This window comes from Comamonas sp. C11 (genome assembly GCF_024496285.1).
Lineage (GTDB): Bacteria > Pseudomonadota > Gammaproteobacteria > Burkholderiales > Burkholderiaceae_C > Comamonas > Comamonas testosteroni_F.
In genome coordinates, this window is sequence record NZ_CP101743.1 from 4,475,974 (window position 1) to 4,489,377 (window position 13,404).

Sequence of the window (13,404 nt, forward strand, 5' to 3'; positions counted from 1 at the left end):
TTCTTTATCAGCCTCTATACACTGGCCCGATTCATCAAGCGAACAGGAGACAACGCATGCAATTGCGCAACACCGCCCTGGCAGCCAGCCTGCTCATCGCTCTGGCCGGCCTGAGCGCCTGCAGCAGCACGGCCACGCTAGAGCCCGCCAGCAACGAACGCGCGGCCATCCCTAACGATGCCGCTACCCAGGCTGCAGCACCGGCCGTCACCCAGACCGCCGCCGCCCAGGCAGCCGCTGCCGCATATGACTTCGAGCTGGATGTCTTTCACCCCGTCATCGCCAAGAACGGCATGGTGGCCTCGGAGCAGGAGCTGGCCACACAGATCGGCGTGGACATTCTCAAGGCCGGCGGCAATGCCGTCGATGCCGCCGTGGCCGTAGGCTTTGCGCTGGCCGTGGCCCTGCCCAATGCCGGCAATATCGGCGGCGGCGGCTTCATGATGGTGCACGACGCCAAGAGCGGCAAGGACATTGCACTGGACTTCCGCGAAGTGGCCCCCAGGGGAGCGTCACGCAATATGTATCTGGATGCAGGCGGCAAGGTCATCGACGGCAAATCGCTCTACACCCACTACGCCGTGGGCGTGCCCGGCACCGTGGCAGGCATGACGCACGCGCTGTCGCGCTGGGGCAGCATGCCTCTGGCCAGGGTCATGGCTCCGGCGATTGCGCTGGCGGACAAGGGCTATCCTGTCAGCGTCACCCTGGCCAAGACTCTGGATCAGGAAAAAAAGAACATGGGCCGCTGGCCCGCCACCCAGGCCGTTTTCTGGAGGAACGGCGCGCCGCTGCAAACCGGCCAGAGGCTGGTGCAAAAGGATCTGGCGCAGTCCCTGCGCCTGATCAGCCAGCAGGGTGCCAAAGCCTTCTATCAGGGCGCGATCGCGCAGAAGATCGTCGCGGAGATGGCGCCGCATGCCAATGCCCTCAGCCTGCAGGACCTGCGCGACTACAAGGTGGCCGAGCGCGAACCCGTGCGCGGCAGCTATCGCGGCTACCAGATCGTGACCATGCCCCCGCCCTCTTCGGGCGGCGCGCACCTGATTCAGATCCTGAACATGATGGAGCGCTGGCCCATGAATCAATGGGGTGCCGACAGTGCGCAAAGCGTGCACTACATGACCGAGGCCATGAAGCTCGCCTATGCCGATCGCTCGGAGTATCTGGGCGACCCGGACTTCGTGAAGATTCCGCTCAAGGGACTGATCTCCAAGAGCTATGCGAGCGAGCTGGCTGCAAGCATCAGGCCCCAGCAGGCCAGGCCCGGCAAGGACATCCGGCCCGGCAGGCCCCAACCTTATGAAAGCGACCAGACCACCCATTACTCCGTGGTGGACAAAGCCGGCAATGCGGTGGCAGTGACCTACACGCTGAACACCAATTTCGGCAGCGGCATCGTCGCCAAGGGCACGGGGATCTTGCTCAACAACGAGATGGACGATTTCTCGGCCAAGCCCGGTGTGGCCAATGCCTATGGCCTGGTGGGCGGCGATGCGAATGCCGTGCAGGCTGGCAAGCGGCCGCTGTCATCGATGACACCGACCCTGGTGCTCAAGGACGGCAAGCCGGTTCTGGTCACCGGCAGCCCGGGCGGAGCGCGCATCATCACCACGGTGCTGCAGCAAGTCGTCAATCACATCGACTTCGGCATGAACCCGGCCGAGGCGGCGTCCACGCCGCGCTTTCATCACCAGTGGACGCCTGACGAGCTGCGCGTCGAAAAGGGCTTCAGCCCCGATACGCTGGCCCTGCTCAGGCAATGGGGCCACAAGGTGGCACTGAAGGCATCCATGGGCCGCACGCAGACCATCGAGATCCGTGACGGCCTGCTGCGCGGTGCCTCGGACCCGCGCAACCCTGACGGAAAGACCATGGGGTACTGACGCTGAACAAAAAAAGCCGCGCTCCCCCGAGCGCGGCTTTCACTTGAGGCGGCTGCTGGCCGTACGCTTGGCCAGTGGCCGCCCTCCCCACCTCTCTTTATTCAGCCTTCTGACCGATTTCGAAGTTGGCCTGGATTTCCAGGGCACGCACCATGCCCGAATGATCCCAGGCTGCGCCTCCGTGGGCCACGCAGCTGTTGAACAGTTCCTGTGCCTGAGCCGTGTTGGGCAGGGACACGCCCAACTGACGTGCGCTGGACAGTGCCAGGTTCAGGTCCTTCTGGTGCAGGGCAATGCGGAAGCCGGGATCGAAGGTACGCTTGATCATGCGTTCGGCATGCACTTCCAGGATCTTGGAAGAGGCAAAGCCGCCCAGCAGGGCTTCACGCACGCGGGCAGGATCTGCACCGGCGCGCGATGCGAACAGCAGGGCTTCGGCCACGGCTTCGATATTCAGCGCCACGATGATCTGGTTGGCCACCTTGGCTGTCTGGCCGTCGCCGTTACCGCCCACCAGGGTGATGTTCTTGCCCATCTTGTCGAACAGGGGCTTGACGCGCTCGAAAGCGGCATCGGGGCCGCCGACCATGATGGACAGGGTACCGTTCTTGGCACCGACTTCACCGCCGGAGACGGGAGCGTCCAGGTACTGGGCGCCAGCGGCTTCGATGCGCTTGGCAAAGTCCTTGGTGGCCACGGGCGAGATCGAGGACATGTCGACCACGATCTTGCCGGAGCTGCCCTTCAGGCCGGCTGCCACGCCGTCTTCACCGAACAGCACCTTCTCCACGTCGGGAGTGTCGGGCACCATGATGAAGATGATGTCGGCACGCTCGGCCACACCGCGAGCGGTGGTGCACTGGGTGGCGCTGGTTTCGGCGATGTTGGCAGGCACCTTGCCCACGGTGTTGACGAACAGCTGGTGGCCGGCCGCAATCAGGTGGCCGCACATGGGCGCGCCCATGATGCCCAGACCGATAAAGCCCAGCTTGAGAGACGATGCGTTCATGGTTGTACTCCTCAGTTTTCTTGATACTCAACACGACTTACGCAAAGCGGGTTCAGGCAAGACGACTGTCTCAGGAGACAGGCCGTTGTTGCATTCTTGTTTGCGTAAGTCCTACTCAAATTCGATGGCCGATGGCGCTTTGCGAGCGGGCGCCACAGGCCATTTCATCCGTTCAGGCAGCCACGGCGACCTTGCTCCAGCCGCCGATCTTCTGCAGCCAGCCCAGGCCGGACTCGGTGCCGTTGGCGGGCTTGTATTCGCAGCCGATCCAGCCGTCGTAGCCGATGCGATCCAGGTGTGCGAACAGGAAGGGGTAGTTGATCTCGCCGGTGCCGGGTTCGTTGCGACCGGGGTTGTCAGCCAGCTGGATGTGACCGATGCGGCCCAGCTGCTTTTGCATGGTGGCAGCCAGTTCGCCCTCCACGCGCTGGGCGTGGTAGATGTCGTACTGCACAAAGGCGTTGGACGCACCCACTTCGTCCAGGATGGACAGCGCTTCATCCGTGCGGTTCAGGTAGAAGCCGGGGATGTCGAAGGGGTTGATGGGCTCGATGAGCAGGCGGATGTTGGCGGCGCTCAGGGCGGCGGCAGCAAAACGCAGGTTTTCCACGAAGGTGCGGCGCACCACGGCAGCGTCAACACCGGCAGGAACCTTGCCGGCCAGGCAGTTGAGCTGGGGCACACCCAGGGCGTGGGCATAGGTCACGGCCTTGGCCACGCCGGCGCGGAACTCGTCCACGCGCTTGGGGTCGCAGGCAATGCCGCGCTCGCCCGCGTCCCAGTCGCCGGCAGGCAGGTTGTGCAGAACAATCTTCAGGCCGGTGGCGTCCAGGCGCTCCTTGATCTCTTCCACGGTATGAGCGTAGGGGAAGAGAAACTCCACGGCTTCAAAGCCTGCGTTTGCGGCACGCTCAAAACGCTCGAGGAAAGGTACCTCGGTGAACAACATGCTCAGGTTGGCTGCAAAACGGGGCATGATAAAAGTCTCCGGTAATCGTTAATAGTGGGGCTGGCGGACGCCCAGCAAGGGCCTGAGCCGGCCGCGCCGCCCCGCAGCGAAGGCGTCATCCCCCTCCCGCCAAGAGAGGGGGAAGCGGCGGGGCCGCCTAGGCACAGCCGCTCAGGGGGAGTTTTCCTATCAGTCCAGCAGGGCCAGTGCGCTGGGCGCGTCGGCCTTTTCGGTCGCCAGGTCTTCGAACTCGACCACGTTGTCGATTTCGGCGCCCATGGAGATGTTGGTCACACGCTCCAGGATGCACTCGATCACCACAGGGGTCTTGTGCTCGGCCATCCAGGCTTCGGCCTGCTGCATGGCGGGGGCAAAGTCTTCGGCGCGATGAACGCGAATTGCCTTGCAACCCAGACCTTCAACGACCTTAACATGGTCAACGCCGTAGCCGCGGGTCGCATCACCCTCATCCATGTTGATATTGTCGAACGCCAATTGCACGCAATAGTCGATCGAGAAAGCTCGCTGTGCCTGACGGATCAGACCCAGATAGCTGTTGTTCACCAGCACGTGAACATAGGGCAGCTTGAACTGCGCGCCCACGGCCAGCTCTTCGATCATGAACTGGAAGTCGTAGTCGCCGGACAGTGCCACGATCTTGCGCTGGGGATCTGCCACGCGCACGCCCAGGGCGGCGGGAGTGGTCCAGCCCAGAGGACCGGCCTGGCCGCAGTTGATCCAGTTGCGAGGCTTGTACACGTGCAGGAACTGGGCACCGGCGATCTGCGACAGACCGATGGTGGACACATAGGTGGTGTCGCGGTCCAGGGTGCGGTTCATGCACTGGTAGACGCGCTGGGGCTTCATCGGCACGTTGTCGAAGTTCGTCTTGCGCAGGTACTCGACGCTGTTCTTGCGACCCTGGCACTCTGCCACCCAGGCCTTGCGGCACTTGAGCTTGCCGGCAGCCTTCCACTCCTTGGCGACGGCAACGAATTGCTCCAGAGCCGCCTTGGCGTCGGAGACGATGCCGTAGTCGGGCGCGAACACGCGGCCGATCTGGGTGGGCTCGATGTCCACGTGGATGAACTTGCGGCCCTTGGTGTAGACCTCGACCGAGCCGGTGTGGCGGTTGGCCCAGCGGTTGCCGATACCGAACACGAAGTCCGAAGCCAGCATGTTGGCGTTGCCGTAACGGTGGCTGGTCTGCAGACCGCACATGCCGACCATCAGGGGGTGATCGTCGGGGATGGTGCCCCAGCCCATCAGGGTGGGGATCACGGGCACGTTCAGGATCTCGGCCAGCTCGACCATCAGCTCGGAAGCATCGGCGTTGATCACGCCGCCACCGGAGACCAGCAGAGGACGCTCGGATTCGTTGAGCATCTCTATGGCCTTCTCGGCCTGCTTGCGCGAAGCAGCTGGCTTGTAGGCAGGCAGGGGCTCGTAGGTGTCGATGTCGAATTCGATCTCGGCCAGCTGCACGTCGATGGGCAGATCGATCAGCACGGGGCCGGGACGGCCGGAGCGCATCAGGTGGAATGCCTGCTGGAAGGCACGTGGCACCTGGGCTGGTTCCAGAACGGTGGTGGCCCACTTGGTCACGGGCTTGGCGATGGAGGCGATGTCCACGGCCTGGAAGTCTTCCTTGTGCAGACGCGAGCGAGGTGCCTGACCGGTAATGCACAGGATTGGAATGGAGTCGGCGCTGGCCGAGTACAGACCGGTGATCATGTCGGTGCCGGCGGGGCCACTGGTGCCGATGCACACGCCGATATTGCCGGCCACCGCACGGGTGTAGCCTTCGGCCATGTGGCTGGCGCCTTCGACGTGACGGGCCAGAATGTGGCCGATGCCACCATGGTCCTTCAGCGCTGCGTACAGCGGATTGATGGCAGCACCGGGAACGCCGAATGCAACGCTAACACCTTCTTTTTCGAGCACGCGGACTGCGGCTTCGATTGCTTTCATTTTGGCCATGAGGTCTCCTTCAAACTGAAATGAACTTTAGTCAAGACCCTTGCTTGCCGGAAGCTGCTTGCAGACCATAAAATTTATTCCATCCAAGAATAAATAGGAGATGAGCCCATGGACAGACTCGACGCGATGCACATGTTTGTGCGCGTGGTGGAGACCGGAAGTTTCACCAAGGTCGCACAGGAATTCGCCACCACCCAACCCACCGTCACCAAGCAGGTCGCTGCCATGGAGGCCCGCCTCAAGGTGCGCCTGCTCAACCGCAACACGCGCGGCGTGAGCCTGACCGAAGCCGGCGCGCTGTACTACGAAAAGTGCAAGATCATCGTCAGCGACGTGGCCGAGGCGGAGAACGTGGTCAAGGTGCGCCAGACCCAGGTTCAGGGTCAGCTGCGCATCGGCAGCTCGGTGGCCTTCGGGCGCCGTGTACTCATTCCGCTGGCCATGGACTTCATGAAGCACAACCCGCAGGTGCAGGTCGATCTGAGCTTCGAGGACCGCTACACCGATCTGGTGGCCAACGGCATCGACGTGGCGCTGCGCCTGGGCAAGCTGGCCGACTCCTCGCTGGGCGCGCGCATGCTGGGCGTCAATCCGTGGGTGCTGGTGGCGTCCAACACCTATCTGCGCAAGCACGGCACGCCGCGCCGCCCCTCGGACCTCAAGGAGCATTCCACGCTGATCTACAGCAGCGTGCAGGGCAACGACATCTGGCGCCTGCGCAATGCCAGCGGCGAGCCGGTGTCGATTCCCGTCACCGGGCGACTGCGCTCCAACAACCTCTCCGCCCTGCTGGCCGCGGCCCGCTCGCACATGGGCATTGCGGCCCTGCCGCGCTACGTGGCCCAGGACTCGCTCAAGGACGGACGTGTGGTGGAAGTGCTCAAGACCTGCCGCCTGCCCGAGCAGGAAATCCACGCTGTCTATCCCTCGCCGCGCCTGGTGCCGCAGAAGGTGCAGTCCTTCATCGCCTTCCTTCAGGGTAAATTCGACGATACCTGGTGGGAAGATCTGCCACGAGGGGGCTAGCCCCCCTGAGGCGCTTCGCGCCTTCCCCCTCTCTGTACGCGCTGTGCGCTAACGGAGGGGGACTGCTCCTTCGCCCGAGGCGGCTCTTGCTCGGAGCACTGGGATGGGTAGCGCCAGTTCTACACTGCAGCTATATAAAAAATAGCAGCTACCGCTTGATGAGCAGCAGCTACAGATATTTTTCTATTTGAAACCGTTGAATAGCCTGCGCAAGCAGCTATTCAATTTGATGGTTTCAAAGAATCAGAATTGCGCGGAAGTCGTTGACATTGGTGTGGGTGGGGCCGGTGATCACCAGATCGCCCAGGGCCGAGAAATAGCCATAGGCATCGTTGCGATCCAGGTGATCGCTGATGCGCAGATTCAGCTCTGCCGCGCGCCTGAGCGTGCAGGGCGAGACACGGGCTCCCGCGTTGTCCTCGACACCGTCGATGCCGTCGGTGTCCGCGGCCAGCGCCCAGACCTTTTCCTGACCCTGCAGGGCCTGGGCCAGACCCAGGCAGAACTCGCCGGCACGCCCGCCGCGCCCCTTGGCGGCACCGGGTTGACGCGGACGAATAGTCACCGTGGTTTCGCCACCCGAGAGAATCAAGCAGGGTTTGGCAAAAGGCTGGTCATGCCTGGCCACGGCACGCGCCAGCGCTGCATGGACCTTGCCCACCTCGCGCGATTCGCCCTCCATCTCGTCGGACAGCACGTGCACGGCAATGCCGGCCGCGCGGGCGGCGGCGGCCGCCGCTTCCAGCGACTGCTGAGGCGTGGCGATCAGATGTACCTCATGGCCTTCAAAGCGGGCATCGCCGGGCTTGGGCGTCTCCAGCTCGCCGGCTTGCAGCGCAGCACGCACGGAATCGGGAATGCCGATCTGGTAGCGGTCCAGGATGGCCAGTGCGTCGGCACAGGTCGAAGCATCCGGCACCGTGGGTCCGCTGGCGATCACCGAAGGATCGTCGCCGGGCACATCGCTGATAGTCAGCGTCACCACCTTGGCGGGATGGCAGGCGGCAGCCAGACGACCGCCCTTGATGCGCGAGAGATGCTTGCGCACGCAGTTCATCTCGCCAATCGCCGCGCCGCTCTCCAGCAGCGCCTTGTTGATGCGCTGCTTCTCGGCCAGGTCAATGCCTTCGGCGGGCAGCGTCAGCAGGGAGGAGCCGCCGCCGGAGATCAGGCAGATCACCAGATCGTCGGCCGTCAGCCCCTCGGTCAGCGCCAGGATGCGCTCGGCTGCAGCCAGACCGGCCGCGTCCGGCACGGGGTGGGCGGCTTCCACCACCTCCAGGCGCTGGGCCAGCCCTTCGGGGCGTGGGGGAATATGCGCATAGCGGGTCACGACCAGGCCCGACAGCGGGGCATCCTGGGGCCACAGAGCCTCCAGCGCCTGCGCCATGGAGCCGCCGGCCTTGCCGGCGCCCAGCACCAGCGTGCGGCCCTTGGGCGGCTTGGGCAGATGACGCGCCAGCCCCTCGATGGGCAAGGCATTGCGCACCGCCACGTCATACAGATGACGCAGAAAGCCAGCCGGGTCTTGCTGTGGAACAGGCGTTGCCGCGGCCTGCGCGCGCGAGGATGTATTCTGTGCTTGCATAGCTGCGCATTGTGCATTCGGGCTTTTTTGCCTTACAGAGGGCCCCAAGTCACAACACTGCTGATCTTTGCAGCACCAATGATGCAAGCCCTTGCGCCCATTGGGTTTGCGCGCTTGCGCACAGCTTTCTGCGCCTGAACATCGATACAAACACCATGTTTGGTGAACAGAAACTGTATACAAAACTTGTCTTCAACCGCTATGATGGATTTATGGAAACTTCCACCACCAGTTTCATTGTCGAAAGCCTGACCAAGGCCATCGTCGAGCATCGCCTGATGCCCGGCACCAAGCTGGCCGAGCAAAAGCTGGCCGACCACTTTGGAGTTTCCCGCACCCTGGTGCGCCAGGCCCTGTTTCAGCTTTCGCAAAACCGTCTCATCCGGCTCGAGCCCGCCCGCGGCGCCTTTGTGGCAACGCCTTCGGTGGACGAGGCACGCCAGGTGTTTGCCGTGCGCCGCATGCTTGAGGCCGAAATGGTGCGCAGCTTTGTCAAGCAAAGCAGCGCCGCCAAGATTCGCGCCCTCAAGCAGCATGTGGCTGCCGAGAAAAAGGCCATGGAAGCCAATGACGTGGGCCAGCGCACCGAGCTGCTGGGCGACTTCCACGTGCGCATGGCCGAACTCATGGGCAACGAAGTGCTGGCACAGCTGCTGGGCGAGCTGATTTCCCGCTGCGCATTGATCACCCTGATGTACCAGTCTGCATCGGCGGCCGAGCATTCGCACGAAGAACATGCCGACATCGTGACCGCCCTGGCTGCGGGCGATGCCGAACATGCGGTGCAGCTGATGCAGCTGCACCTGGACCACGTGGAAGCAGGCCTGACCTTCGACCGCGATTTGCCAACGAACGATTTGTCGATGGCACTTTCATCCGTATCCCTATGACTTACGATTCCACCGCCTCCTATCCACGCGACCTGATTGGCTACGGCCGCAACACGCCCCATCCCGAATGGCCCGGCAAAGCCCGCGTGGCCGTTCAGTTCGTGCTGAACTACGAAGAAGGCGGTGAGAACCATATCCTGCATGGCGACCCCGGCAGCGAGCAGTTTCTGTCGGAGATGTTCAATCCCGCCAGCTACCCGGCCCGTCACATGAGCATGGACGGCATCTATGAATACGGCTCGCGCGCCGGCGTCTGGCGCATTCTCAAGGAGTTCGAGAAGCGCAGTCTGCCGCTGACCGTGTTCGGCGTGGCCACGGCGCTGCAAAAGCATCGCGAGCTGGCCCAGGCCTTTGACGAGCTCGGTCACGAAGTGGCCTGCCACGGCCTGAAGTGGATTCACTACCAGAACGTGCCCGAGGAGATCGAGCGCGCCCACATGCAGCAATGCGTGGACATCTTTGAAGAGCTGTACGGCACGGGCGGCGACCACGGCCTGGGCTGGTACACCGGCCGCGACAGCCCCAACAGCCACCGCCTGGTGGCCGATGCCGGCCGCTTCAGCTACGACAGCGATTACTACGGCGACGACCTGCCCTTCTGGATGAAGGTCGCCAAGAGCGACGGCACGACGCACAAGCAGCTCATCGTGCCCTACACGCTGGACGTCAACGATATGCGCTTTGCCCTGCCCCAGGGCTACTCGCATGCCGATCCGTTCTTCCAGTACATGAAGGACACATTCGATGTCCTGTACGCCGAGGGCAATGCCAGCGGCGACAACGCCCCCAAGATGATGAGCATCGGCATGCACTGCCGACTGCTGGGCCGTCCCGGCCGAATTACAGCGCTGCAGCGCTTCCTCGACCACATCCAGAAGCACGACAACGTGTGGGTGTGCCGCCGTATTGATTTGGCTCGTCACTGGGCCGAGCGTTTCCCTTGCAAGGATTGATTGCGACATGGCTTTGACCCTGGAACAACTGAATGCCGCCGATGCGGCAACCGCCACCGACCTGCTCGATGGCCTGTACGAGCACTCGCCCTGGATTGCCGCCAAGGCACTGGAGCAGCGTCCCTTCAAGTCCATGGCGCATATCAAGCACGCCATGGCCAAGGTGCTGGCCGAGTCCAGCGAGCAGGCCCAGCTCGATCTGATCCGCGCTCACCCGGAGCTGGCCGGCAAGCAGATGGAGACCAACACGCTCACCGCCGAATCGACGAATGAGCAGAAGAAGGCTGGCCTGACCAACTGCACGCCCGAAGAGCTGGAGCACATCCGCAAGCTCAACGCCGAATACGGCAAGCGCTTCGGCTTCCCCTTCATCCTGGCCGTACGCGGCGCGCGCGGTCTGGGTCTGAGCAAGGCCGAGATCATTGCGACCTTCGAGCGTCGCATGTTCAACCATCCGGCATACGAACAGGCCGAGGCACTGCGCAACATCCACCGCATCGCCGAGATCCGCCTGAACGACAAGTTCGGCTACGAACCCGTCGAAGGCAACGAAGTCTGGGACTGGCAGGAACGCCTGTCCACCAACAGCGACCCCGGCTACGCCGAAAAAGGCCAGCTGACGGTGACTTACCTGACCGACGCCCACCGCGCCTGCGCCCAGCGCATCAGCCACTGGATGCGTGAAATCGGCTTCGACGAAGTCGAGATCGACGCCGTGGGCAATGTGGTGGGTCGCTACAAGGCCGCCCCAGAATTTGCGGACAAGGGCGCCAAGACCCTGCTGACCGGCAGCCACTACGACACCGTGCGCAACGGCGGCAAGTACGACGGCCGCCTGGGCATCTTCGTGCCCATGGCCTGCGTCAAGCAACTGGCCCAGCAAGGCAAGCGTCTGCCCTTCAACATCGAAGTGGTGGGTTTCTCGGAAGAGGAAGGCCAGCGCTACAAGGCCACCTTCCTGGGTTCGGGCGCCCTGGTGGGCGACTTCAAGCAGGAATGGCTGGAGCAAAAGGACGCCGACGGCATCACGCTGCGCGAAGCCATGCTGCATGCCGGCCTGTGCATCGACGACATCCCCAAGCTGGAGCGTGATCCCGCCAAGTATCTGGGCTTTGTGGAAGTGCACATCGAGCAGGGCCCCGTGCTCAACGAGCTGGACATTCCCCTGGGCATCGTCACCTCCATCAACGGCAGTGCCCGTTACACGTGCGAATTCATCGGCATGGCCAGCCACGCCGGCACCACGCCCATGAACCGCCGCCGCGATGCCGCAGCCGGCGTGGCCGAGCTGTCGCTGTACATCGAAAAGCGCGCCGGCCAGGACGGCGACAGCGTGGCCACCATCGGCCAGCTGAACGTGCCCTCGGGCTCGGTCAACGTGGTGCCCGGCCGCTGCCAGTTCTCGCTGGACCTGCGCGCCCCCACCAACGAGCAGCGCGACGCCATGATCAACGACATCATGGCCGAGATGGCTGCGATCGCCGAACGCCGCGGCCTGCGCTACACCACCGATCTGTCCATGAAGGCAGCGGCTGCACCCAGCGCTCCCGAATGGCAGAAACGCTGGGAAAACGCTGTCGACGCACTGGGCGTGCCCCTGTTCCGCATGCCCAGCGGTGCCGGTCACGACGCCATGAAGCTGCACGAAATCATGCCCCAGGCCATGTTGTTCGTGCGCGGCATGAACGCCGGCATCAGCCACAACCCGCTGGAAGCCTCCACCTCCGACGACATGCAACTGTCCGTGGATGCCTTCACCCACCTCCTCCACCAACTGGCTCAAGAACAGCAATGACCAATATGAATCAAGACAAGCAAGCCACCTACGCCGCCATCGATGCATGGATTGACGAGCACTTCGACGAAGAAGTGAAGTTTCTGCAGGCCATGGTGCAAGTGCCCACGGACACGCCTCCCGGCAACAATGCCCCCCACGCCGAACGCACTGCCGAGCTGATCAAGGGCTTTGGCTTCGACGCCGAAAAGCACGTCGTGCCCGAAGCCGACGTCAAGGCCTACGGCATGGAATCCATCACCAACCTGATCGTGCGCCGCCAGTACGGTGCGCAGGGTGACGGTGGCCGCACCATCGCCCTGAACGCCCACGGCGACGTGGTGCCTCCGGGCGAAGGCTGGACCAAGGACCCCTACGGCGCCGAGATCGAAGACGGCAAGCTCTATGGCCGCGCCGCTGCCGTGAGCAAGAGCGACTTCGCCTCCTTCACCTTTGCCGTGCGTGCCCTGGAAGCCGTGGCCAAGCCCAGCAAGGGCGCCGTGGAACTGCACTACACCTACGACGAAGAGTTCGGCGGCATCATGGGCCCCGGCTGGCTGCTGGAAAAGGGCCTGACCAAGCCCGACCTGATGATCGCAGCGGGCTTCAGCTACGAAGTAGTTACCGCTCACAACGGCTGCCTGCAGATGGAAATCACCGTGCAGGGCAAGATGGCTCACGCCGCCGTGCCCCACACCGGCGTGGACGCGCTGCAAGCCACTGCGGTGCTGCTCACGGCGCTGTACGCCGAGAACGTGAAATACAAGCAAGTCACGTCCAAGGTGCCCGGCATCAAGCACCCCTACCTGAACATCGGCCGCATCGATGGCGGCACCAACACCAATGTGGTGCCCGGCAAGGTCATGCTCAAGATCGACCGCCGCATGATTCCTGAAGAGAATCCCGTGGAAGTCGAAGCCAGCATCCGTGCCGTGATCGCCAAGGCCATCGCCGACTTCAACACCCAGGGCGGCTACACCGGTGAAGATGCCGTGCGCGTGGACATCAAGCGCCTGCTGCTGGCCAACGCCATGACTCCCCTGGACGGCAACAAGCCCCTGGTGGACGCCATCCAGAAGCACGGCGAAGCCATCTTTGGCGAAGTACCTCCTGCAGTGGGAACGCCTCTGTACACCGACGTGCGCCTGTACGTCGAGCGCGGCATCCCCGGCGTGATCTACGGCGCAGGCCCCCGCACCGTGCTGGAATCGCACGCCAAGCGCTCCGACGAGCGCCTGGTGCTGGAAGATCTGCGCCGCGCCACCAAGGTGGTGGCCCGCTCGCTGGTGGACCTGACTGCATAAGCGCTGCCCGCCTTTTGAACGCCTAGCCTTCTCCAGCCTGGATGG

10 protein-coding genes are annotated in these 13,404 nt (G+C 63.4%); 6 read left to right on the forward strand and 4 right to left on the reverse strand.

The genetic code is table 11. The annotated features are described in order from the left end of the window. Positions 1-56 precede the first annotated feature (56 nt). The gene (gene ggt / locus NOX35_RS20635; protein ID WP_256494559.1) at positions 57-1,886 is read left to right on the forward strand and encodes a gamma-glutamyltransferase; all 1,830 of its coding nucleotides are present in this window, start codon (positions 57-59) and stop codon (positions 1,884-1,886) included. Positions 1,887-1,983: 97 nt separating this feature from the next. Here ggt and glxR read toward each other — a convergent pair whose 3' ends face one another. The 3 genes from glxR to gcl form a co-directional block, all read right to left on the reverse strand. Further along, positions 1,984-2,895 carry a 2-hydroxy-3-oxopropionate reductase gene (glxR, locus tag NOX35_RS20640; protein ID WP_003063991.1) on the reverse strand — a complete coding sequence of 304 codons (912 nt, stop codon included), beginning with the start codon at positions 2,893-2,895 and terminating at the stop codon, positions 1,984-1,986. Positions 2,896-3,067: 172 nt separating this feature from the next. Continuing rightward, positions 3,068-3,871, reverse strand: coding sequence for a hydroxypyruvate isomerase (gene hyi / locus NOX35_RS20645; RefSeq protein WP_182284057.1), 804 nt, complete (start codon positions 3,869-3,871; stop codon positions 3,068-3,070). 162 nt (positions 3,872-4,033) lie between these two features. After that, the gene (gcl, locus tag NOX35_RS20650; RefSeq protein ID WP_256494560.1) at positions 4,034-5,824 is read right to left on the reverse strand and encodes a glyoxylate carboligase; all 1,791 of its coding nucleotides are present in this window, start codon (positions 5,822-5,824) and stop codon (positions 4,034-4,036) included. Between the two features lie 108 nt (positions 5,825-5,932). Between gcl and NOX35_RS20655 the strand changes: the two genes are divergently transcribed. Continuing rightward, positions 5,933-6,850, forward strand: coding sequence for a LysR family transcriptional regulator (locus tag NOX35_RS20655; RefSeq protein ID WP_034353716.1), 918 nt, complete (start codon positions 5,933-5,935; stop codon positions 6,848-6,850). A gap of 235 nt (positions 6,851-7,085) precedes the next feature. On the opposite strand, the gene NOX35_RS20660 is transcribed toward NOX35_RS20655, so the two are convergent. Further along, complete coding sequence (locus NOX35_RS20660) at positions 7,086-8,438, reverse strand: glycerate kinase (RefSeq protein ID WP_182284061.1); 1,353 nt, start codon at positions 8,436-8,438, stop codon at positions 7,086-7,088. Positions 8,439-8,650: 212 nt separating this feature from the next. On the opposite strand from NOX35_RS20660, the gene NOX35_RS20665 reads away from it, so the two are divergent. From NOX35_RS20665 to NOX35_RS20680, 4 genes are read left to right on the forward strand one after another with little or no spacing between them, the layout of a single operon-like run. Then, positions 8,651-9,328: a GntR family transcriptional regulator gene (locus NOX35_RS20665; protein WP_019043607.1), complete on the forward strand. Its 678-nt coding sequence runs from the start codon at positions 8,651-8,653 to the stop codon at positions 9,326-9,328. Further along, positions 9,325-10,281 carry an allantoinase PuuE gene (puuE, locus tag NOX35_RS20670; RefSeq protein ID WP_256494561.1) on the forward strand — a complete coding sequence of 319 codons (957 nt, stop codon included), beginning with the start codon at positions 9,325-9,327 and terminating at the stop codon, positions 10,279-10,281. Before NOX35_RS20665 ends, puuE begins: the two co-directional genes overlap by 4 nt. A 7-nt stretch (positions 10,282-10,288) precedes the next feature. Next, positions 10,289-12,076 (forward strand): 2-oxo-4-hydroxy-4-carboxy-5-ureidoimidazoline decarboxylase, encoded by a 1,788-nt coding sequence (gene uraD / locus NOX35_RS20675; protein ID WP_256494562.1) that lies wholly within the window; start codon positions 10,289-10,291, stop codon positions 12,074-12,076. Continuing rightward, positions 12,073-13,359, forward strand: a complete 1,287-nt coding sequence (locus NOX35_RS20680; protein WP_182284067.1) for a M20/M25/M40 family metallo-hydrolase — start codon at positions 12,073-12,075, stop codon at positions 13,357-13,359. Before uraD ends, NOX35_RS20680 begins: the two co-directional genes overlap by 4 nt. Positions 13,360-13,404 lie beyond the last annotated feature (45 nt).

Coding starts and splice junctions, on each gene's coding strand:
- glxR (WP_003063991.1), bottom strand. CDS start 2,895: ATGAACGCATCGTCTCTCAAGCTGGGCTTTATCGGTCTGGGCATCATG.
- hyi (WP_182284057.1), bottom strand. CDS start 3,871: ATGCCCCGTTTTGCAGCCAACCTGAGCATGTTGTTCACCGAGGTACCT.
- NOX35_RS20655 (WP_034353716.1), top strand. CDS start 5,933: ATGGACAGACTCGACGCGATGCACATGTTTGTGCGCGTGGTGGAGACC.
- NOX35_RS20660 (WP_182284061.1), bottom strand. CDS start 8,438: ATGCAAGCACAGAATACATCCTCGCGCGCGCAGGCCGCGGCAACGCCT.
- puuE (WP_256494561.1), top strand. CDS start 9,325: ATGACTTACGATTCCACCGCCTCCTATCCACGCGACCTGATTGGCTAC.
- NOX35_RS20680 (WP_182284067.1), top strand. CDS start 12,073: ATGACCAATATGAATCAAGACAAGCAAGCCACCTACGCCGCCATCGAT.
- uraD (WP_256494562.1), top strand. CDS start 10,289: ATGGCTTTGACCCTGGAACAACTGAATGCCGCCGATGCGGCAACCGCC.
- NOX35_RS20665 (WP_019043607.1), top strand. CDS start 8,651: ATGGAAACTTCCACCACCAGTTTCATTGTCGAAAGCCTGACCAAGGCC.
- gcl (WP_256494560.1), bottom strand. CDS start 5,824: ATGGCCAAAATGAAAGCAATCGAAGCCGCAGTCCGCGTGCTCGAAAAA.
- ggt (WP_256494559.1), top strand. CDS start 57: ATGCAATTGCGCAACACCGCCCTGGCAGCCAGCCTGCTCATCGCTCTG.